Here is an 18,766-nt window from a genome sequence, read left to right as displayed (position 1 = left end):
ACTCTGGGTCTTGACCGGCCCCGCTCCTTCAGGAATGACACTGCGGTGAGGGCGCAGTCCACTCGACGTAGGGTCGATCCGTGACCGACATCTCCGCCGACGACGAGCTGGCCTCGCTGTCCGAGTTCACCTTTCTCAAGGAGAACGCCCGCCAAGCCGGTGTCGACGCGGTGCCGCCCGTAGAGCGCGTCGCATCGGGGCCGATCAGCGCCCTTCGCTGGGGCGACGCCGATCCGCGGATCGTGTTCCTACACGGCGGCGGGCAGAACGCACACACCTTCGACACCGTGATAGTCGGGCTCGGTGAGCCGGCGCTGTCCGTCGACCTGCCCGGCCACGGCCGCTCCGCGTGGCGGGGGGACGGTGACTACGGCCCCCCGCAGAACGCCGAGACGCTGGCGCCGGTGCTGCGCGAACTCGCCCCGAACGCTGAGCTCGTCGTCGGCATGTCGCTGGGTGGGCTGACGGCGCTGCGGCTGGCGGTGTCCGCCCCCGATCTGGTGCGCAAGCTGGTCCTCGTCGACGTCACACCGTCGGCGCCGGAACGGCACACCGAGATGACCGAGGCGCAGAAGGGCACGGTCGCCCTGGTGCAGGGCGAGCGCAGCTTCCCCAGCTTCCAGGCGATGCTCGACGTCACCATCGCTGCAGCGCCGCACCGTGATCGAGAGTCGTTGCGGCGTGGGGTCTTTCACAATGCTCGACGGCTTGAGGACGGCACCTGGACGTGGCGCTACGACTCGATCCGCACGGGCGACGGCTTCGAGGGCCTGTGGGATGACGTGCCGCAACTTCAGGTGCCGACGACATTGGTGCGCGGCGCCAACTCGCATTTCGTCAACGATGAGGACGCCGCCGAATTCGCCCGCACCGCGCCCGGTTTCCAGCGGGTGCACATCGTGGAGAACTCCGGGCATTCGGTGCAGAGCGATCAGCCGCGCGCGCTGATCGAAATCCTGCGCGGGGTGCTAGCGACGTCGCCCTGAGTTCACCTTCTCGTTGCCGAGCGCTAGCCAAGCTGCCGTAACTTTCCGCGCCGTGGCTCTCATCCCGTTGAATCTCCTTGTCGCCCACGACGGTAAGTCCAAGCGACAGCATGTGACGTGCCGCTACCGCTGCGGCGACGCCTGCTCCAAACCCGCCCCGAACACCAGCGACAACGAGTACTTCGGCGACATCGTCAAGCAGGTATCGCGACGGTCGATGCTGCAGGCCGCCGGCGTCACCGTCCTGGCCGTGGGCGCGGGTTCGGCGCTGGCCGCGTGCTCGAAGAGCGAAGCGCCCGCGGCGGTACCGGCCGACATCGAACCACGGCCGGGTATGAAGTTCGCCACCGTCGCACCCAACACGCAGGACGCCGTCGTCGTCCCCGATGGCTACCAGCAGGCGGTGGTGATCGGCTGGGGCGACCCGGTCCTGCCCGGCGCACCCGCGTTCGACGTCGCCAAGCAGACCGGCGCCGCACAGCGCCAGCAGTTCGGCTTCAACAACGACTTCGCCGCACTGATGCCGATTGACGGGCAGCCGAACCGCTTTCTGCTGGTGACCAACTTCGAGTACGCCTCACCGCAGTTCATGTTCCCCGGCTACAACGAGGATGCCCCCACCCGGGAGCAGTTCGAGGTCGAGATCGCCGCGCTCGGCATGGGCGTCGTCGAGGTGGAGCGTACCCCGCAGGGGCTCAAGCCGGTGATGGGCCGCTACAACCGGCGCATCACCGCCGACACCCCGTTCACGCTCACCGGTCCCGCCGCAGGCACCGACCTCGTCAAGACGCCCGCCGACCCCACCGGCCGCACCGTCGCGGGCACCCTCGCCAACTGCGCGGGCGGCGTAACTCCTTGGGGCACCGTGCTTTCCGGCGAGGAGAACTTCAACGAGTACTTCGGCGCCGCCGAGGGCTCTCCTGCGCCCAATCCCGTTGACGCCGACCGTCAAGACCGCTACGGGCTGGCGCTGGAACCGTCCGTGCTCAAGTGGGAGACCTTCGACCCACGCTTCGATATCGCCAAGACCCCGAACGAGCCGAACCGATTCGGCTACGTCGTCGAACTCAACCCGTGGGACCCGGGTTCGACGCCGGTCAAGCACTCCGGACTGGGACGGTTCAAGCACGAGGGCGCCCACGTCTACGTCACCGACGACGGCACCGTCGTCGTCTACACCGGCGATGACGAGCGCTTCGACTACATGTACAAGTTCGTCTCCAGCAAGAAGATGCTGCCGGGCCGCGACCCAGCTGCCATGGCGCACAACATGACCCTGCTCGACGAGGGCACGCTGTATGTCGCCAAGCTGTCCAGCGACATTCCCGCCAACCAGCTCGACGGCTCCGGCAAGCCGCCGGCCAAAGGCTCCTTCAGCGGCACCGGCACGTGGATTCCGCTGCTGCGGTCGGGGCCCGACGGGCAGGCCGAATCGTTGGTCGACGGCGTAACCGCCCAGGAGGCGGCGGTGTTCACCCGGTTGGCCGCCGACAAGGCCGGCGCCACCAAGATGGACCGGCCCGAGGATTTCGAGGCCCACCCGAACACCGGCAAGGTGTATATCGCGCTGACCAACAACGACGAACGCGGCGCGCCCGGTGAAGCCCCCGCCGATGCCGCCAACCCCCGCAACGAGAACAAGAGCGGCCAGGTCATGGAGATCACCGACGACCACGCCGGCACCACTTTCACCTGGGAGCTGCTGTTGGTCTGCGGCGACCCCGCGGCCGCCGACACCTACTTCGCCGGGTTCGACAAATCCAAGGTCAGCCCGATCTCCTGCCCGGACAATCTGGCGTTCGACAGCCACGGCAACCTGTGGATCTCCACCGACGGCAACGCGCTGAAAGCCAACGACGGCTTGTTCGCGGTCGCGCTGGAGGGACCGAACCGCGGCGAGACCAAACAGTTCCTCACCGTGCCCGTCGGCGCGGAGACGTGCGGGCCCGTCGTCACCGACGACCTCGTCACCGTCTGCGTGCAGCATCCAGGCGAAGCCGACGACCACAGCATCGACAAACCGGTGTCACACTGGCCCGACGGCGGAAACGCGCCCGCTCGCCCGTCCGTCGTCGCGGTGTGGAAGACGGACGGAGGGATCGGCGTCTAGCCTGGCGACGGTGAGCTTCCCCATTCGCATCGGCGTGCAACTGCAGCCGCAACACTCCCCGAAGTACAGCCATATCCGCGACGCGGTGCGCCGCTGTGAGGACATCGGTGTCGACGTCGCGTTCAACTGGGACCACTTCTTCCCGCTCTACGGCGATCCCGACGGCGCGCATTACGAATGCTGGACGATGCTGGGCGCGTGGGCCGAGCAGACCAACCGCATCGAGATCGGCGCGCTGGTGACATGCAACTCCTACCGCAACCCGGAACTGCTCGCCGATATGGCGCGCACCGTCGACCACATCTCGGAAGGCCGGCTCATCCTGGGCATCGGATCCGGGTGGAAACAGAAGGATTACGACGAGTACGGCTACGAGTTCGGCACCGCGGGGAGTCGGCTCGACGACCTCGCCGCCGCGCTGCCCCGCATCAAATCCCGTCTGGCAAAGCTCAATCCGGCGCCGACGCGCGACATCCCGGTCCTGATCGGTGGGCAGGGCGAGCGAAAGACCCTACGGCTGGTGGCCGAATTCGCCGACGCCTGGCACGGTTTCGTCGACCGCGACAGCTATCCGCGCAAGGCGCAGGTACTGGCCGAGCACTGCGCGGCAGTCGGCCGAGACCCCGCCACCATCGAACGGTCGGCGGGGGTGTCCGCGAAGGGACTCGATGCGCTGCTGGAGGAGGCCGACGCGCTGGCGGAGCTGGGCGTCACCATGTTGACGGTGGGCTCCAACGGGCCGGACTATGACCTGACGGAGGCCGAGGCGCTGTGCCGGTGGCGGGACCGCCGCGCTGAGCACTCCTGAGCCGTCCGCGCCGCGGGAGCAAAGCGCGCGTGAGAGACTTGCGCATTGCGAACGCCAGGGGGCTGGATGCCGAAACGGTACGGGGTCAAAGAGAAAGATCAGGTTGTCACGCACATCATCAATCTGGTGATGACGGGCAAGCTGCGCACCGGCGACCGCATCGACCGTAATGAGATCGCCAAGGATCTCGGGCTGAGCAGGGTGCCCATCCAGGAGGCCGTCGTCCAGCTCGAACACGACGGCATCCTGTCGACGCGCTACCACCGCGGGGCGTTCGTCGCGCGCTTCGACGAGGCGACCGTCGCCGAACACCACGAGCTGTACGGAATTCTCAACGGCATCGCCTCGGCGCGGGCGGCGGCCAACCCCACACCCCGCATCCTGGCCCACCTGGACGCCACCCTGCGGGTGATGCGAGCGGCCAAGGACACCAAGTCCTTTCAGGACGCCTGCTGGATGTTCCGCGACGCCATCAACGAGGAGTACGCCGGGCCACGGCTGCTCGCCACCATCCGCGCCGGCAAGAGTTTCGCGCCCTCGGAGTTCTGGACGTCCTACCCCAAGGCCAAAGCCGACTTCTTGGCCGGCTACGAGGACGAGGCCAAGGCGATCCACGCCCGCGATCCCGAGGGCGCCCGCCAAGCCTGCATCGCGCGCGCCGACCGGATGGCCAAGATCATGGTCGCGGAGCTGACCCGCCGGGGCGTGCTGGGCGACTTGCGTTCTCATTGAACTGAACGGCCCGGGTGCGGCGCCTCGGCGGCTACGTTGCAGAAATGATCGTGCGAATCGCCGTCCTGGCGTCAGCGGTTCTGATGGTGTGCGGGCTCGGCTGGGCGCCACCGGCCGCCGCCGACGTCGACCAGTGCGCGCCGCCCGGTGTGGAAAGCGCCAGCGCCCTGCCGACGAACCTGGCTGCCGCCGCGACCGGTCCCGGCGCCGACAAGTACACGACGGCGTCGGTGCGGCCGCTCGACACGATTGACGTCGACGCGTTGGGACTCATCCAGCCCGGGGTTCTGACGGTCGGCACGCTCTCGGATGCGCCGCCGAGCATCTGTATCAATTCGGCGGGCCAGTTCACCGGGTTCGACAACGAACTGCTGCGGGCCATCGCTTCGACGCTCGGGTTGCAGGTGAACTTCGTCGGCACCGAATTCTCCGGGCTGCTCGCGCAGGTGGCGGCGCGGCGATTCGATGTCGGCTCGTCGTCGATCACCACCACCGAGGCCCGCCGGCGCACCGTCGGCTTCACCAACGGCTACGACTTCGGCTACTTCTCTTTGGTGGTGCCTTCAGGGTCTCCTCTTACCGGCTTCGGGGATCTGGCGGCGGGCCAGCGCATCGGCGTGGTGCAGGGCACCGTGCAGGAGGCCTACGTCGTCGACACGCTGGGCCTGCAGCCGGTGAAGTTCCCCGACTACAACACCGTCTACGCCAGTTTGAAGACCCGCCAGATCGACGCGTGGGTGGCGCCGTCGCAACAGGCGGAAGGCACCGTGCAGGCCGGCGACCCGGCGCAGATCATCGAAAACACCTTCAGCTTGGACAATTTCATCGCCTACGCGGTGGCGCCGGACAACCAGCCGCTGATCGACGCGCTGAACTCCGGGTTGGACGCGGTGATCGCCGACGGCACCTGGGCGCGACTGTATTCCGATTGGGTGCCCCGCGCGCTGCCGCCGGGCTGGAAGCCGGGGTCGAAGGCGGCGCCCGCCCCGCAGCTGCCCGACTTCAACGCCATCGCAGCCGCCCGCTCACAACCGTCGGCCGGTGCCGCGGAGCCGAAATCCACGCTGTCCCAACTAGCTTCGGCGTTCCTGGACTGGGATCTGTACAAGCAGGCCATTCCCGACCTGTTCAAGACCGGGCTACCCAACACGCTGATCCTCACCATCAGCGCGGCTGTGATCGGGCTGGTGCTCGGCATGGTGCTGGCCGTCGCGAACATCTCCCGGGCCCGCTGGCTGCGCTGGCCGGCGCGGGTCTACACCGACATCTTCCGCGGCCTGCCGGAGGTGGTGATCATCCTGCTGATCGGCTTGGGCATCGGGCCCGTGGTCGGCGGGCTGACCGGGAACAACCCGTACCCGCTGGGCATCGCCGCGCTGGGGCTGATGGCGGCGGCCTACGTCGGGGAGATCTTCCGCTCCGGCATCCAAAGTGTGGAGCCGGGGCAGCTGGAGGCCTCGCGCGCGTTGGGATTCAGCTATCCCGCGTCAATGCGGCTGGTGGTGATCCCGCAGGGGGTGCGACGGGTCCTGCCCGCGCTGATGAACCAGTTCATCGCGCTGTTGAAGGCGTCGTCGCTGGTGTACTTCCTGGGACTGGTGGCCAATCAGCGCGAGTTGTTCCAGGTGGGCCGCGACCTCAACGCGCAGACCGGTAGCCTCTCACCCTTGGTCGCGGCGGGCCTGTTCTATCTGGCGCTGACGGTTCCGCTGACGCATCTGGTGAATTACATCGACGCCCGGCTGCGGCGGGGCAGGCCACCGTCGCAGGAGGATCCGTTGGAGCTGTCGACGTCGCAGGAGATGATCTGATGACCAGCGCAGTCTCGTTGGCCGCCAAGGATATTCACTTGGCATTCGGACCCAACGCGGTGCTGCGTGGCGTGGATTTGGACGTGCCGGCGGGAACAACGTCGGCGGTGATCGGGCCGTCGGGCTCGGGCAAGTCGACGCTGCTGCGCACGCTCAACCGGCTCTACGAACCGGACCGCGGCGACATCCTGCTCGACGGGCGATCGGTGTTGGAAGACAACCCGGATCAGCTGCGCCAGCGCATCGGTATGGTGTTCCAGCATTTCAACCTGTTCCCGCATCGCAGCGTGCTGGACAACGTGACGCTGGCGCCGCGCAAGCTCAAACGGCTGGGTGCCGACGAGGCCCGCGAGCTGGGTTTGGCGCAGCTGGAACGAGTTGGTCTGCGGCACAAGGCCGATGTGCGGCCGGGCACGCTGTCGGGTGGACAGCAGCAACGCGTCGCGATCGCCCGCGCGTTAGCGATGGCGCCGCAGGTGATGTTCTTTGACGAGGCGACCTCGGCGCTGGACCCGGAATTGGTCAAGGGCATCCTGGCGCTGATCGCCGACCTCGGCGCCGAAGGCATGACGATGGTGGTGGTCACTCACGAGATGGGCTTCGCCCGGTCCACCTCGGATGCGGTGGTGTTCATGGACCACGGGCAGGTGGTCGAATCGGGCCCGCCGGAGCAGATCTTCGAGGCGGCCGAGACCGAGCGATTGCAGCGATTTCTCTCACAGGTGCTTTGAGACGCCGTTTGGTCCCGCAACAGGCCAAACACGTTAGACTGGCGAATTATGGCAGAGAGCGAAGCCGCCGCGCCCGAGACGACGGCGTTGGCCGAAGGGTTGCACCGCGCCCTGGGCAAGCTCTTTGGCGTGCTGCGCCGGGGCGACGACACCGGCGGCATGGCTCAGGACCTCACCCTGGCCCAGCTGTCGATCCTGATCACGCTGCTGGATCAGGGGCCGATCCGGATGACGGACCTGGCCGCTCATGAGCGGGTCCGGACACCGACGACGACGGTGGCGATCCGCCGCCTGGAGAAGCTCGGCCTGGTGAAGCGCTCACGCGATCCGTCGGATCTGCGGGCGGTACTCGTCGACATCACACCGAAGGGCCTTGCGGCGCATCGCGAATCGCTGGCGAACCGGCACCGGGTACTGGCGTCGATGATCAGCAAACTCAGCCAGGAAGACCAGGACGCGTTGACCCGCGCACTCGAGCCGTTGGAACGCCTGGCCGGTCTGCGTCAGTAACCGTCCCGGGTCAGCCCAGCCAGTCCAGCACCGCCGCGGCGGTCCATGACTGCTGCATGCTGCCCAGCGGCTCACCGGTGAACGGCTCGTAATACTCGGCGAAGGTGCCGTCGCTGGCCTGACGCAGACCCTCGCGTTTGAGCATCAGCGCGCGTTCGGCCCATCCGCGGCGGGCGAAGCACCAGGAGAACAGCCACGTCATCACCGGCCAGACCGGGCCGCGCCAGTACTCGCGTGGCCGGAAGTCACGCGACACCGGCGAGGTCGACGGGATCAGCGCATACTTCAGATCCGGGTGCGCGCAGAACCGCGGGCCTTCCAGCAGCTTGACCAGGGTGCGTTCCTTCTCATGCGGCAGGCCACCGCACAGCAGCGGCGCGAATTGGGCTACGGTTTCGGTGGCCACCCACGCCCCCGCTCGCACATCGAAATCTCTTGCGGCGCCGGTTCTTTCATCGCCGGTCTCGATGACGCCGGTGCGGAATCGCTCGGCCCAGCCGTACAGATCCTTGACGTCGGCGTGCGGGCGTTTGTAATCCTCGCCGATCTCGGCGAGCACCGTGCACGCGACGGAGAAAATGGCCGAGACGAACACGTCCTCGACGGCGAAGCTCATCATCTGGGGCAGCAGCGCGTCGTCGTAGCGGGCCGCTTTCATCTCCTCCACCAGCCACAGGTACCGGTCGTATTCGACGTCGGTGGGCCGTTGGCTGGCGTCGGTGACAATGGTGACGTCTTCGCGTTGGTACTCGGGCACCTTGCCGGGAATCACGTTGGCGTACGCGCTGTCCCAGCGCGGCGAGTTGTCCATGCCCGATTCCCAGCCGTGGTAGAGGGTGATACGGCCGCGTCCGTTCTGGTCCCGCTGTTCGGCGAGCCAGCGATGCCAGCGCACCAGGTCGGCCCACCGGCGATCCAGGAACGCCTCGGCGACGGCGCGGGTGGAGCGACCGCGGGTGCGGGCGTGGTCGAGGATGCGCTGCACCGCGATCGCATGCACCGGCGGCTGGGTGATGCCCGAGGTGTGCCGGGTGCGCGGCGCGTGCGCGGCCAGCGCCGAGCAGGCCCAGCGGGCCGGTCCGGGGAAGTACCCGTCGACGCCGCTGGTGAAGACAATGTGCGGAATCATGCCGTTGGTCCACTGCGCGCTGAGCAACGTGTCGAGTTCGACGACGGCGCGCTCCACACTCAGCGGGGCGAGGCCGATCGCGACGAACGCCGCATCCCAACTCCACATGTGCGGGTACAGCAGCGGTGCTGCGGTGGTCATCGTGCCCAGGTCGTTGCCGCGCAGCAGGTACGCGGCGCGGGCCGCGAGCTGGGTCGGGGTGAAGCTGGGATCTGCGGGCATCCGTTCCATCATGCGACGACGACCGCTGATGTGCAGGTCGGTAGGGTAACGACATGCCGACCGCGCTGATCACCGGGGCCAGCGGAGGCATCGGGTCGGCGATCGCGGCCGCGTTGGCACCGACGCACACCCTGTTGCTTGCGGGACGTCCGTCGCCGCGTCTGGATGAGGTCGCCGAACGGTTGGGCGCGCCGACCTGGCCGCTGGACCTGACCGATCTCGACTCGATCGAATCGAGTGCCGAAGTTCTCGCAGAGCTCGATGTGCTGGTGCACAACGCCGGGGTGATCTTCCCGGGGCGGGTGTCGGAGTCCGCGGTCGAACAGTGGCGGGCCAGCTTCGAGGTCAACGTGGTGGGCGCGGTGGCGCTGACGCTGGCGTTGCTGCCGGCGCTGCGCGCCGCCCGCGGGCACGTTGTTTTCATCAATTCCGGTGCAGGACGCAATGTTTCGGCGGGCATGGCGTCATACTCGGCGAGCAAGTTCGCGCTGCGGGCGTTCGCCGACTCACTGCGGGCCGACGAGCCTTCCCTGCGCGTCACGTCGGTGTTTCCCGGTCGCACCGACACCGATATGCAGCGTGAACTCGTCGCCTACGAGGGCGGCGAGTACGACCCGTCGCGGTTTCTGCGACCGGAGACCGTCGCGCAGGTGGTCGCCAGCGTCGTCGCGACGCCGCCCGACGGCGTGGTGCACGAGGTCGTCGTCCGCCCGTATTGGTGATTTCGGCGCGCGCAGTCGCGCTGAGCGCGACCAACTACGCCGAAATCGCTTTGCGGATAATGGCGATGACGCGTTGCGGGTATTCGATCAAGTCGAGCCAGGTGAATCGCAGCACCTGCCAGCCAAGCAGTGCGATGTTGTTCTGGCGGACACGGTCGGCGTGGAAATTGTCGCTATCGCTGTGGAATGCCAGGCCGTCGACCTCGATCGCCACCGTGACGTCCGGAAAGCCAACGTCGACTTTGTAGCCGCCGACGGGGTAGTTCGCCTGCCATCCGGTGATACCGGCCTCTCGCAGCAGTTTGAGCAACAGACGCTCGGCCTGTGAGCGCGCCCCGTCGGACGCTGCCTGCAGCAGGAGTCGCGCGGCCGGCGACCCGTATCGCCCCTTGTTTCGCAGGTGCGCCTGCCACAGTTCGCGTAGTTCGACGTGTCGTTGCAATGCGGAATCCATCAGCTTGGCCCCACCACGTCGCCGCACCGCGGCTTCAATGACGGTCAGCGGCAAGGACGTTGCTCGCAGCCGCCGATCTTCCACCACATCGTCTGGCGCCAAGTCCCGCCGCCTCACCCGCGAGCCAGGGTGACTGCGGCCGCTGCTGTTGCGCGGCACCGTCACCTCGACGATGTCGGGCGCGAACTGCGTCAGGTTATGCCAGAATGCAGCAGCCAAACCGCTCGCGGCGGCGTGGGCGCCATAGCTCCACACGCTCGCCCGGATGCGGGCAGCGTCGGTGAACGGTCGATCGGCGGCGAAGTAGACGCCGCGCGAACACGGACGCCACTGGCCCGATAGCACCCGCCGGTTCACGGCATGCTTACTCAATCCAGCCGCCTGGGCTTGGGCGAGGGTCAGCACGCCGTCTTGTTCTCGGAGATACTCGTCGAGCACGGGCGACATGTAGGAGTAGACGCGCCGCGACCGCGCTCGGTTCCATCTCTTGCGATTTCGGCGCGCGCAGTCGCGGTGAGCGCGACCAACTACGCCGAAATCGCTGGTTAGACGACGAGATTGACCAGGCGGCCGGCCACCACGATCACCTTTTTCGGCGTGGCGCCGTTGAGAAACGCCTGCACTTTCTCGTCGGCCAACGCGGCGGCCTCCAGTGCGTCGGCGTCCGCGTCGGCGGGCACGGTGATGTGACCGCGCACCTTGCCGTTGACCTGCACCGGGTATTCGACGGTGTCCTCGACCAGATACTGCGGGTCGGCCACCGGGAACGGGCCGTGCGCCAGCGACGTCTCATGCCCCAGCCGCCGCCACAGTTCCTCGGCCAGATGCGGCGCCAGCGGCGCCACCATCAACACCAGCGGCTCCAACGCCGCCCGCGACCGCACACCCTCCTTGGTCAGATGGTTGGTGTACTCGATCAGCTTGGCCGCCGCGGTGTTGTTGCGCAGCGCGGCGTAATCCTCGGACACGCCGGCGATGGTGCGGTGCAACAACCGCAGGGTGTCAATGTCGAGCGCCTCGTGCTCGGCGGCACGCTCGACGCCGGTCTGCTCATCGATCACCAGCCGCCACACCCGCTGCAAAAACCGGTGTGCGCCAACGACATCCTTGGTTGCCCACGGCCGCGACGCCTCCAAAGGCCCCATCGACATCTCGTAGACCCGCAGCGTGTCGGCGCCGTAGTTGTCGCAGATCTCGTCGGGTGATACGGAGTTCTTCAAGCTCTTGCCGATCTTGCCGAACTCCTGCTTGACCTCGATCTCCCCGTCGGGTCCCGGCCAGTAGAAGCGGCCATCGCGCTCGATCACCTCCGCGGCGGGCACATACGCCCCGCGCGAGTCGGTGTACGCGAACGCCTGGATGTAACCCTGGTTCACCAAGCGGCGGTACGGCTCTCGCGAGCTGACGTGACCGAGGTCGTAGAGCACCTTGTGCCAGAACCGCGAATACAGCAGATGCAGCACGGCATGCTCGACACCGCCGACGTACAGGTCCACGCCGCCCGGGTCGTCGGGGCCGTGCTCGTCGGGCCGCGGGCCCATCCAGTAGGCCTCGTTCTCCTTGGCGCACAACTGTTCTGAGTTGTGCGGGTCGGTGTAGCGCAGCTCGTACCACGAGCTGCCCGCCCACTGTGGCATGACGTTGGTGTCCCGGGTGTAGGACTTCAGCCCGTCGCCCAGGTCGAGTTCGACGTGCACCCAGTCGGTGGCCTTGGCCAGCGGCGGTGACGGTTCGGTGTCCGCGTCGTCCGGGTCGAAGAGCACCGGCGAATAGTCGGGCACGTCGGGAAGCTCAACGGGCAGCGCCGATTCGGGCAGCGGGTGGGCCCGCCCGTCCTCGTCATAGACGATCGGGAACGGCTCACCCCAGTACCGCTGCCGCGCGAACAACCAGTCCCGCAGCTTGTACTGCACCCGTGGCTGTGCACGGCCCTCGGCGGCCAGCCGCTGGGTGATGGCCTCCTTCGCCGAGGCCACGCTCAGCCCGTTGAGGTAGTCGGAGTTGACCATCTCGCCGTCGCCGGTATAGGCCCCCTGTGAAATATCGCCGCCGGCAACCACTTCGATGATCGGCAGACCGAACTGCTGCGCGAAGTCCCAGTCGCGTTGGTCTCCGCCCGGCACCGCCATGATCGCCCCGGTGCCGTAGCCGAGCAGCACGTAGTCCGCGATGAAGATCGGAATCCGTTGACCGTTGGCGGGATTGGTGGCATACGCGCCGAGGAAGACACCGGTCTTGTCCTTGTGCTCCTGACGCTCGAGGTCGGACTTGGCGGCGATGGACGCGCGGTACGCGGCCACCGCCTCGGCCGGTGTCGCGGCGCCGAACGTCCAGCGTTCGTCGGTGTCGGCGGGCCATTGCGCCGCGGTCAGCCTGTCGACCAGCTCGTGTTCGGGCGCCAACACCATGTACGTTGCCCCGAACAGTGTGTCCGGGCGGGTGGTGAACACCTCGACATCGCCGGCGTCCGTGTTGAACAACACCGCGGCGCCAACGGATTTGCCGATCCAGTTGCGCTGCATGGTCTTGACCTTCTCCGGCCAGTCCAGCAGGTCCAGATCCTCCAGCAGCCGGTCCGAATACGCGGTGATGCGCATCATCCACTGCCGCAACCGTTTCCGGAACACCGGGAAGTTGCCTCGCTCACTGCGCCCGTCCGAGGTCACTTCCTCGTTGGCCAGCACGGTGCCCAGCCCTGGACACCAGTTCACCATCGAATCGGCCCGATACACCAGCCGGTACGAGTCGATGACGTCCGCGCGCTCGCCCGCCGACAACGACGACCATGCGCGGCCGTCGTCCAGAGTTCGTGTGCCCGCTTCGAATTCGGCCACCAGCTCGGCGATCGGCCTGGCCCTGTCCAGCGACGTGTCGTACCAGGCGTTGTAGATCTGCAGGAAGATCCACTGCGTCCACTTGTAGAAGTCGACGTCGGTCGTCGAGAAGCTGCGCCGTGCGTCGTGCCCGAAGCCCAGCCGGCCCAGCTGACGGCGGAAGTTGACGATGTTGGCCTCGGTGCGTTCCCGCGGGTGCGTCCCGGTTTGGATCGCGTACTGTTCGGCGGGCAGCCCGAACGCGTCGAAGCCCAACGCGTGCAACACATTGCGGCCCGTCATCCGGAAATAGCGGGCGTACACGTCGGTGGCGATGTAGCCGAGCGGATGACCGACGTGCAACCCCTCACCGGACGGATACGGGAACATGTCCTGGACGAACATCTTGTCGGCGGGCACCGGCGTGCCGTCCGTCGGCGCCAGCGAACCCACCGGGTTCGGCACGTTGAACGTTCCCGATTCGGCCCACCGCTGCTGCCACGCCCGCTCGATCTCGCCCGCCAGTTCCGCGGTGTAGCGGTGCTGCGGGGCGTCGGCCTCGGCGGCGCGGGGCCGCGTGGTCGGGGATTCGGTCACGTCAACAGGGTATAAGGGCGCAGCGTATGGCCCGTGTCACAGTTCCCGCACGGCCCCGCAGGCCACGGCTTGGTATCGGTTGCGTTGCGGAGATGTCAGAGCTTGGTCCCAGCTCGATTCCAGCCCTGGTGGCTAACACTTCGACGTGGATACAGTCGGCGCCTGACCTCGGGCGTAACGGGCCCGGCCAAATGTGGAACAAGGACACGGGAAGGACGGTCGATGATCGAGATTGCCCGTCGTTGGCGGGTTCTGGCGTCAGGTGTGGCCGCCGGGATGGCCGGCGTTCTCGGCCTCGCGGGTCACACCGCATCGGCCGAACCCGTCTATCCGCAACCACCGGCACCGGCCCCGGCGACGGTGACGCAGACCGTGACGGCGGCGCCCGCAGCCGCACCGGCGGCGCCGCAGTCCATCGCCCAGCCGCGACTGCCTGCCGCACGGGTGGCGACACCAGCCGTCCCGACCATCGTCCCGGCCACCTCGGTGACGCTCAAAGACTTCCTCGCGGACAAGGGTGTCAAGCTCGAACCGCAGGTCAGCCGCGATTTCAAGGCGTTGACCATCGTGCTGCCGATGCCGCCGGGCTGGTCGCATGTGCCCGACCCCAACGTCCCCGATGCGTTCGCGGTCATCGCCGACCGGCGCAGCGCCGATCTGTACACCCCCAACGCCCAGGTGTTGGTCTACAAGCTGATCGGCGATTTCGACCCCAAGGAAGCCATCAGTCACGGGTTCATCGACAGCCAGGAACTGCCGGCGTGGCGCGCCATCGACGCCTCGATGGCCGACTTCTACGGCTTCCCGTCGTCGTTCATCGAGGGCACCTACCGCGCCAGCAACGAGATGCTCAACACGTCGCGCCGGCACGTGATCGCCACCGCGGGGCAGGACCGCTACCTGGTCTCGCTGTCGGTGAACTACGCCGCCGGCAATCAAGGCGCCTCCGCCGCCGCCGACGCCACCGACGCCATCGTCAAAGGGTTCAAGGTGACGGTGCCCGCGCCGCCGACGCCCGCCCCCGCACCACCGCCGCCGGGGCCGCCCGCGCCACCTGGCCTCCAGCAAATGTTGGGCCTTCCGGGCTAGCCGTCGGCGTCCGCCCCGGCCCACACCGCACGAGCGGACCTCGTATTGTGTGTGCCCATGCTGATCGCCGCACTGGTGTCGTTGTGCGCGGCCGTGGCGACCGCTGCGCTCGGCTTGTGGTTGTTGACCCGACCCGACTCTGGTGATCCGGTCCGGCAGGTGTTGCGCTCGGTGGCGCCCACGCAGTTGGCGGCCGCCATGATGCTCGCCGCCGGCGGTGTGGTGGCGCTGTCGGCGCGGCCCGAGACGGGCGTGCTGGTGGTGATCGTATGCGTCGTCGGCGCCGTGGCCACCGTCGCGGCGGGCTGCTGGCAGAGCGCCAAAGCCGTCGCGCGCCAGGAAGCCGCCACCAATTGCGGCGGCGCGTGCGCGAGTTGCACGCTGTCGTGTAACTAGTTGCGGCTGACGTCGATCGGGTGGGTGGCCAGTAGCGACAGCGGCAGCGGCTGCCGACGCAACACCCGGCCCCACAGGTCCACCCGCGGTTCGACGAGCACGTCAGAGGGCAACGCCGACAACACAATCCAGTCGTCGCGCTCGATCTCGCCCTCGAGCTGGCCGATGGTCCAGCCGGAGTACCCGGCGAAGATGCGCACGCCCTCGACCATCGGCGCCACCGAATCCGGGTCGGCGTCCAAATCGACCATCACGATGCGGCCCTGCACGTGGCGCAAGCCCGGCACGCCGTTCGCGTCGGTGCCCACCCGCAGCGTCGCCAAGCACAATGCGGCGTCGCGTTTGACGGGCCCGCCGATGAACATCGTCTTGGGCTTGGTGGCCAACTTCGCCCACTGCGGCAACACGTTGTACACCGCGGTTTCGCTGGGCCGGTTCAGCACGACGCCGAGCGTTCCGCCGTCGTTGTGCTCAACGATGTAGATGACGCTGCGCCGGAACGTCGGCTCCAACAAATCGGTGTTGGCAAGCAGCAGCGTCCCGGCTCTGACTCGGTGTGCCGCCGGAGCGATAAAGTCCTCAGGGTCTTCTGAGTGCGCCACGTCACCATCATGGCACCAGCAAGCGGCTGTCGTGGCGAACAACCTCGGCCCGCCGGGATATTTGTACTGTGGGTCGGGCTGCTACCTCCGCACCGATACAGGACGTGATCCCAAGTGGTTGACGCTCGCGCGCCCATCGCCGTATGGCGGTCCGTGCGTGCGCTGCCGGACTTTTGGCGGCTGCTGGAGCTGCGCGCGGTCAGCCAGTTCGGCGACGGCCTGTTCCAGGCGGGCCTGGCGGGCGCGATCCTGTTCAACCCGGAGCGGGCCGCGGGCCCGTGGGCGATCGCCGCGTCGTTCGCGGTGCTGTTCCTGCCGTATTCGGTGATCGGGCCCTTCGCCGGCGCGCTGCTGGACCGTTGGGACCGGCGGCTGGTGCTCGTCGGCGCGAACTCCGGGCGGGTGGTGTTGGTGTTCGCGGTGGCGGGGATGCTGGCGGCGGGCGCGGGCGACGTGCCGGTGCTGCTGGCGGCGTTGATCGTCAACGGATTCACCCGGTTCGTTTCCTCCGGCCTGTCCGCAGCGCTTCCGGATGTGGTGCCGGCCGAGCAGGTGGTGTCGATGAACTCGGTGGCGACGGCCACCGGCGCGGCGGCGGCGTTCCTCGGCGCCAACACCATGCTGCCGGCGCGCTGGCTGTTCGGCGCCGACGACAGCGGTGCTGCGGCAATCATTCTCGTGGTTTCGGTGCCGGTGTTGGTGGCGCTGCTGTTGTCGGTCCGGTTCCCGCCGCACATCCTCGGCCCGCACGAGAGCAAGCGGGCGATCAACGGATCGGTCGCCTACGCGGTGGCCACCGGGTGGGCGCACGGCGTGCGCACGGTGGCGGCAGTCCCCGCGGTCGCGGCCACTCTGTCGGGACTGGCCGCGCACCGCATGGTTTTGGGTATCAACACGCTGCTGGTGTTGGTGATGGTGCGCCACAGCGACACCCAGGCCGTCGCGGGTCTGGGCACCGCGGTGTTGTTCGTCGCGGCCACCGGCACCGGGTCGTTTCTCGCGACGGTGGCCACGCCCGCGCTGGTGCGGCGCTGGGGCCGCTACGGCGCCGCGAACGGCGCGTTGGCGCTGGCGGTGTTGATCCAGCTCGGCGGGGCGGGGCTGCAGCTGCCGGTCATGGTGCTTTGCGGGTTTCTACTCGGCGCGGCCGGGCAGGTGGTGAAGCTGTGCGCGGACTCGGCCATGCAGCTCGACGTCGACGATGCGTTACGTGGCCACGTGTTCACGGTGCAGGATTCGCTGTTCTGGGTGTCGTTTGTGGCCGCAATTGCGGTGGCAGCGTTCATCATTCCGCCCGACGGGTACGTGCCCGGGCTGGTAGTCGCGGGCGCGTTGGTCTACGTCGCCGGTCTGGTGGTGCACGCCAGCGTCGGGCGCCGTGCCGGCACGCCCTAAGGTGTCGGCATGGCTGGTGCAGGCCCCATCGTCGACGCTCTACGCGCCGAAAGCGATGAGCTCGACGCGCTGGTGTGCGAGCTGCCCGCCGAGCGCTGGGCCACCCCGACGCCGTCGCCGGGCTGGACGATCGCGCACCAGATCGGGCACTTGTTGTGGACCGATCGGGTGGCGCTGGTCGCCGTCACCGACGAGCCGGGTTTCGCGGGGCTGCTCGAGGAGGCGGCCGAGAATCCGGCCGGCTTTGTCGACGAGGGTGCCGAGGAGTTGGCCGCGCTGCCGCCGGACCGGCTGCTGGCCGATTGGCGGCAGACCCGAGCGCTGCTGCACGCGTCGCTGTTGGAGGTCGACGACGGGCGCAAGTTGCCGTGGTTCGGGCCGCCGATGAGCGCGCCGTCGATGGCGACCGCCCGCCTGATGGAGACCTGGGCGCACGGGCTGGATGTCGCTGACGCCCTTGGCGTTTCGCGTGCCCCGACGTCACGGCTGCGATCGGTGGCCCACATCGGGGTGCGCACCCGAGATTTCGCGTTCGCCATCAACGGGTTGCCCGAACCGGCTGAGCCGTTCCGGGTGGAGCTTCGCGCGCCGGACGGCACGACGTGGGCGTGGGGTCCGGAGGACGCCGCGCAACGGGTGACGGGGTCGGCGGAGGACTTCTGCATGCTGGTGACGCAGCGGCGGCCGCGGTCGTCGTTGGATGTGCACGCCCTCGGTGACGACGCCGAACGCTGGCTCGGCATCGCGCAAGCATTCGCCGGGCCCCCCGGTGGCGGTCGCGACTGAGCGACTCACTCGTCGACGTCTGCGGTTTGCGTCTTGTCGTCCCTATCGCGACTTTCGAAACCGGCCGCCCGCCGCACCGATTCGCCGAACTTCTTGACGCTGGATCGCACCTGCCCCCGAACATCCTCGACCGCCGCCCGGATACGTTCGCCGGAACGCGCGGTGGCGACGCGGATTCGACCGGGCTCGGCCTTGTTGCCGTCCGTCAGATCGGTTCCACCGGCCGCGGTGCGGTCGTCTTTCGCCGGATCGACCGCAGTCGAGACGTCCCAGGATTCGCCTAGGTCGTCGGAATTGGCGTCCACCGTTGTTGCCGCCGGAGGCTTGGCGGTAAGGCGCACGGTTTCGCCGCTGCCCGGGATCTCGTCCACGGCAGCGGCGCTCAGCGGCACCGTCCCCGCAAGGACGTCCGCGATCGTTTGCCGTGTGTTGAGTGCCGCGCCCACGGGTCCGGGCGCGAAGATGGTCAGGTTGGGGAAGTTGAGTACGACCCTGAAACGGCTGAGCAGGCCTCCCGGGACGATTGTGAGCCCATTGCCCGGCGTGAGGTCGAGGTCGAATCCATAGCCGCCGTTGAGTATTCCGTCTGCGATGTATGCGGGCACCGCGAGGACGGCGTTCGCAATCTCCACCGGATCCAAGGTGCCGGCGGCGTTGACGATCTCCGTACCGGCGACAACCACCGCCCCGCCCGTACTCACCACCGGACCGATCACCGATAACGCGGCAAGGAGCGCAAAGTTGGGAAGCTGGCCGAGGAGATTCGGAGCGTTCTGCAAACTGCCGACGGGATCAGCCAGTAATTGCCCCAGAATTGGCGCGGGATTCGCCAGAAAAGAGCATGTCCCGAGTCTCGTGGAACTTGGGTGACGG

Annotated in this window: 17 protein-coding genes; 12 read left to right on the top strand and 5 right to left on the bottom strand. The window is 67.9% G+C overall.

Annotated features, from left to right (window positions below; all coding sequences use genetic code 11):
- The first annotated feature begins 80 nt into the window (after nt 1–80).
- The 7 genes from CWS39_RS26470 to CWS39_RS26440 all read left to right on the top strand — a co-directional run bounded on the left by CWS39_RS26470 (nt 81) and on the right by CWS39_RS26440 (nt 7,688).
- A complete protein-coding gene (locus CWS39_RS26470; protein WP_102145851.1) occupies nt 81–986 on the top strand; it encodes an alpha/beta fold hydrolase in 906 nt (301 codons plus the stop codon).
- Between the two features lie 52 nt (nt 987–1,038).
- Nucleotides 1,039–3,096: a PhoX family protein gene (locus CWS39_RS26465; RefSeq protein ID WP_102145850.1), complete on the top strand. Its 2,058-nt coding sequence runs from the start codon at nt 1,039–1,041 to the stop codon at nt 3,094–3,096.
- Between the two features lies 1 nt (nt 3,097).
- Nucleotides 3,098–3,904 carry an LLM class F420-dependent oxidoreductase gene (locus tag CWS39_RS26460; RefSeq protein ID WP_233213709.1) on the top strand — a complete coding sequence of 269 codons (807 nt, stop codon included), beginning with the start codon at nt 3,098–3,100 and terminating at the stop codon, nt 3,902–3,904.
- A 66-nt stretch (nt 3,905–3,970) separates the two neighbouring features.
- On the top strand, nt 3,971–4,636 hold the full coding sequence (locus CWS39_RS26455) for a GntR family transcriptional regulator (protein WP_102145848.1): 666 nt from the start codon (nt 3,971–3,973) through the stop codon (nt 4,634–4,636).
- 44 nt (nt 4,637–4,680) lie between these two features.
- Nucleotides 4,681–6,447 carry an ABC transporter substrate-binding protein/permease gene (locus CWS39_RS26450; RefSeq protein ID WP_102145854.1) on the top strand — a complete coding sequence of 589 codons (1,767 nt, stop codon included), beginning with the start codon at nt 4,681–4,683 and terminating at the stop codon, nt 6,445–6,447.
- Nucleotides 6,447–7,178, top strand: coding sequence for an amino acid ABC transporter ATP-binding protein (locus tag CWS39_RS26445; RefSeq protein ID WP_102145847.1), 732 nt, complete (start codon nt 6,447–6,449; stop codon nt 7,176–7,178). Before CWS39_RS26450 ends, CWS39_RS26445 begins: the two co-directional genes overlap by 1 nt.
- Before the next feature lie 48 nt (nt 7,179–7,226).
- Nucleotides 7,227–7,688, top strand: coding sequence for a MarR family winged helix-turn-helix transcriptional regulator (locus tag CWS39_RS26440; protein WP_102145846.1), 462 nt, complete (start codon nt 7,227–7,229; stop codon nt 7,686–7,688).
- A gap of 10 nt (nt 7,689–7,698) precedes the next feature.
- On the opposite strand, the gene ggh is transcribed toward CWS39_RS26440, so the two are convergent.
- On the bottom strand, nt 7,699–9,039 hold the full coding sequence (ggh, locus tag CWS39_RS26435; protein WP_102145853.1) for a glucosylglycerate hydrolase: 1,341 nt from the start codon (nt 9,037–9,039) through the stop codon (nt 7,699–7,701).
- Nucleotides 9,040–9,092: 53 nt separating this feature from the next.
- On the opposite strand from ggh, the gene CWS39_RS26430 reads away from it, so the two are divergent.
- Nucleotides 9,093–9,761, top strand: a complete 669-nt coding sequence (locus CWS39_RS26430; protein WP_102145845.1) for an SDR family oxidoreductase — start codon at nt 9,093–9,095, stop codon at nt 9,759–9,761.
- A 34-nt stretch (nt 9,762–9,795) separates the two neighbouring features.
- On the opposite strand, the gene CWS39_RS26425 is transcribed toward CWS39_RS26430, so the two are convergent.
- The gene (locus CWS39_RS26425; RefSeq protein WP_102145852.1) at nt 9,796–10,653 is read right to left on the bottom strand and encodes a type IV toxin-antitoxin system AbiEi family antitoxin domain-containing protein; all 858 of its coding nucleotides are present in this window, start codon (nt 10,651–10,653) and stop codon (nt 9,796–9,798) included.
- A 107-nt stretch (nt 10,654–10,760) separates the two neighbouring features.
- Nucleotides 10,761–13,625, bottom strand: coding sequence for a leucine--tRNA ligase (gene leuS, locus CWS39_RS26420; RefSeq protein ID WP_102145844.1), 2,865 nt, complete (start codon nt 13,623–13,625; stop codon nt 10,761–10,763).
- 222 nt (nt 13,626–13,847) lie between these two features.
- Between leuS and CWS39_RS26415 the strand changes: the two genes are divergently transcribed.
- Together CWS39_RS26415 and CWS39_RS26410 are read left to right on the top strand one after the other, a co-directional pair.
- A complete protein-coding gene (locus CWS39_RS26415; protein WP_102145843.1) occupies nt 13,848–14,714 on the top strand; it encodes an LpqN/LpqT family lipoprotein in 867 nt (288 codons plus the stop codon).
- A 57-nt stretch (nt 14,715–14,771) separates the two neighbouring features.
- Complete coding sequence (locus CWS39_RS26410) at nt 14,772–15,110, top strand: hypothetical protein (RefSeq protein ID WP_102145842.1); 339 nt, start codon at nt 14,772–14,774, stop codon at nt 15,108–15,110.
- Here the strand turns inward: CWS39_RS26410 and CWS39_RS26405 are convergent.
- Nucleotides 15,107–15,712, bottom strand: coding sequence for a YqgE/AlgH family protein (locus CWS39_RS26405; RefSeq protein ID WP_102145841.1), 606 nt, complete (start codon nt 15,710–15,712; stop codon nt 15,107–15,109). The two genes, CWS39_RS26410 and CWS39_RS26405, sit on opposite strands and share 4 nt — an antisense overlap.
- A 114-nt stretch (nt 15,713–15,826) precedes the next feature.
- Between CWS39_RS26405 and CWS39_RS26400 the strand changes: the two genes are divergently transcribed.
- Complete coding sequence (locus CWS39_RS26400; protein ID WP_102145840.1) at nt 15,827–17,107, top strand: MFS transporter; 1,281 nt, start codon at nt 15,827–15,829, stop codon at nt 17,105–17,107.
- A 9-nt stretch (nt 17,108–17,116) separates the two neighbouring features.
- Entirely contained in the window at nt 17,117–17,893 is a 777-nt protein-coding gene (locus CWS39_RS26395) for a TIGR03084 family metal-binding protein (protein ID WP_102145839.1), read from the top strand.
- Between the two features lie 5 nt (nt 17,894–17,898).
- Here the strand turns inward: CWS39_RS26395 and CWS39_RS26390 are convergent, their stop codons facing one another.
- On the bottom strand, nt 17,899–18,672 hold the full coding sequence (locus CWS39_RS26390; RefSeq protein WP_142386949.1) for a hypothetical protein: 774 nt from the start codon (nt 18,670–18,672) through the stop codon (nt 17,899–17,901).
- Between the last annotated feature and the right edge of the window lie 94 nt (nt 18,673–18,766).

The sequence above is a fragment of the Mycobacterium hubeiense genome (genome assembly GCF_002838065.1).
In the GTDB taxonomy this organism is placed as follows: Bacteria; Actinomycetota; Actinomycetes; order Mycobacteriales; family Mycobacteriaceae; genus Mycobacterium; species Mycobacterium hubeiense.
The sequence above is the reverse complement of the archived record's forward strand: the minus strand, read 5'-3'. Positions and strand labels throughout refer to the sequence as shown.

Bases quoted from the DNA above. Each gene is read 5' to 3' on its own strand.
- CWS39_RS26415 (WP_102145843.1), top strand. From the start codon at position 13,848: ATGATCGAGATTGCCCGTCGTTGGCGGGTTCTGGCGTCAGGTGTGGCC.
- CWS39_RS26450 (WP_102145854.1), top strand. From the start codon at position 4,681: ATGATCGTGCGAATCGCCGTCCTGGCGTCAGCGGTTCTGATGGTGTGC.
- CWS39_RS26395 (WP_102145839.1), top strand. From the start codon at position 17,117: ATGGCTGGTGCAGGCCCCATCGTCGACGCTCTACGCGCCGAAAGCGAT.
- ggh (WP_102145853.1), bottom strand. From the start codon at position 9,039: ATGCCCGCAGATCCCAGCTTCACCCCGACCCAGCTCGCGGCCCGCGCC.
- CWS39_RS26445 (WP_102145847.1), top strand. From the start codon at position 6,447: ATGACCAGCGCAGTCTCGTTGGCCGCCAAGGATATTCACTTGGCATTC.
- CWS39_RS26455 (WP_102145848.1), top strand. From the start codon at position 3,971: ATGCCGAAACGGTACGGGGTCAAAGAGAAAGATCAGGTTGTCACGCAC.
- CWS39_RS26410 (WP_102145842.1), top strand. From the start codon at position 14,772: ATGCTGATCGCCGCACTGGTGTCGTTGTGCGCGGCCGTGGCGACCGCT.
- CWS39_RS26430 (WP_102145845.1), top strand. From the start codon at position 9,093: ATGCCGACCGCGCTGATCACCGGGGCCAGCGGAGGCATCGGGTCGGCG.
- CWS39_RS26440 (WP_102145846.1), top strand. From the start codon at position 7,227: ATGGCAGAGAGCGAAGCCGCCGCGCCCGAGACGACGGCGTTGGCCGAA.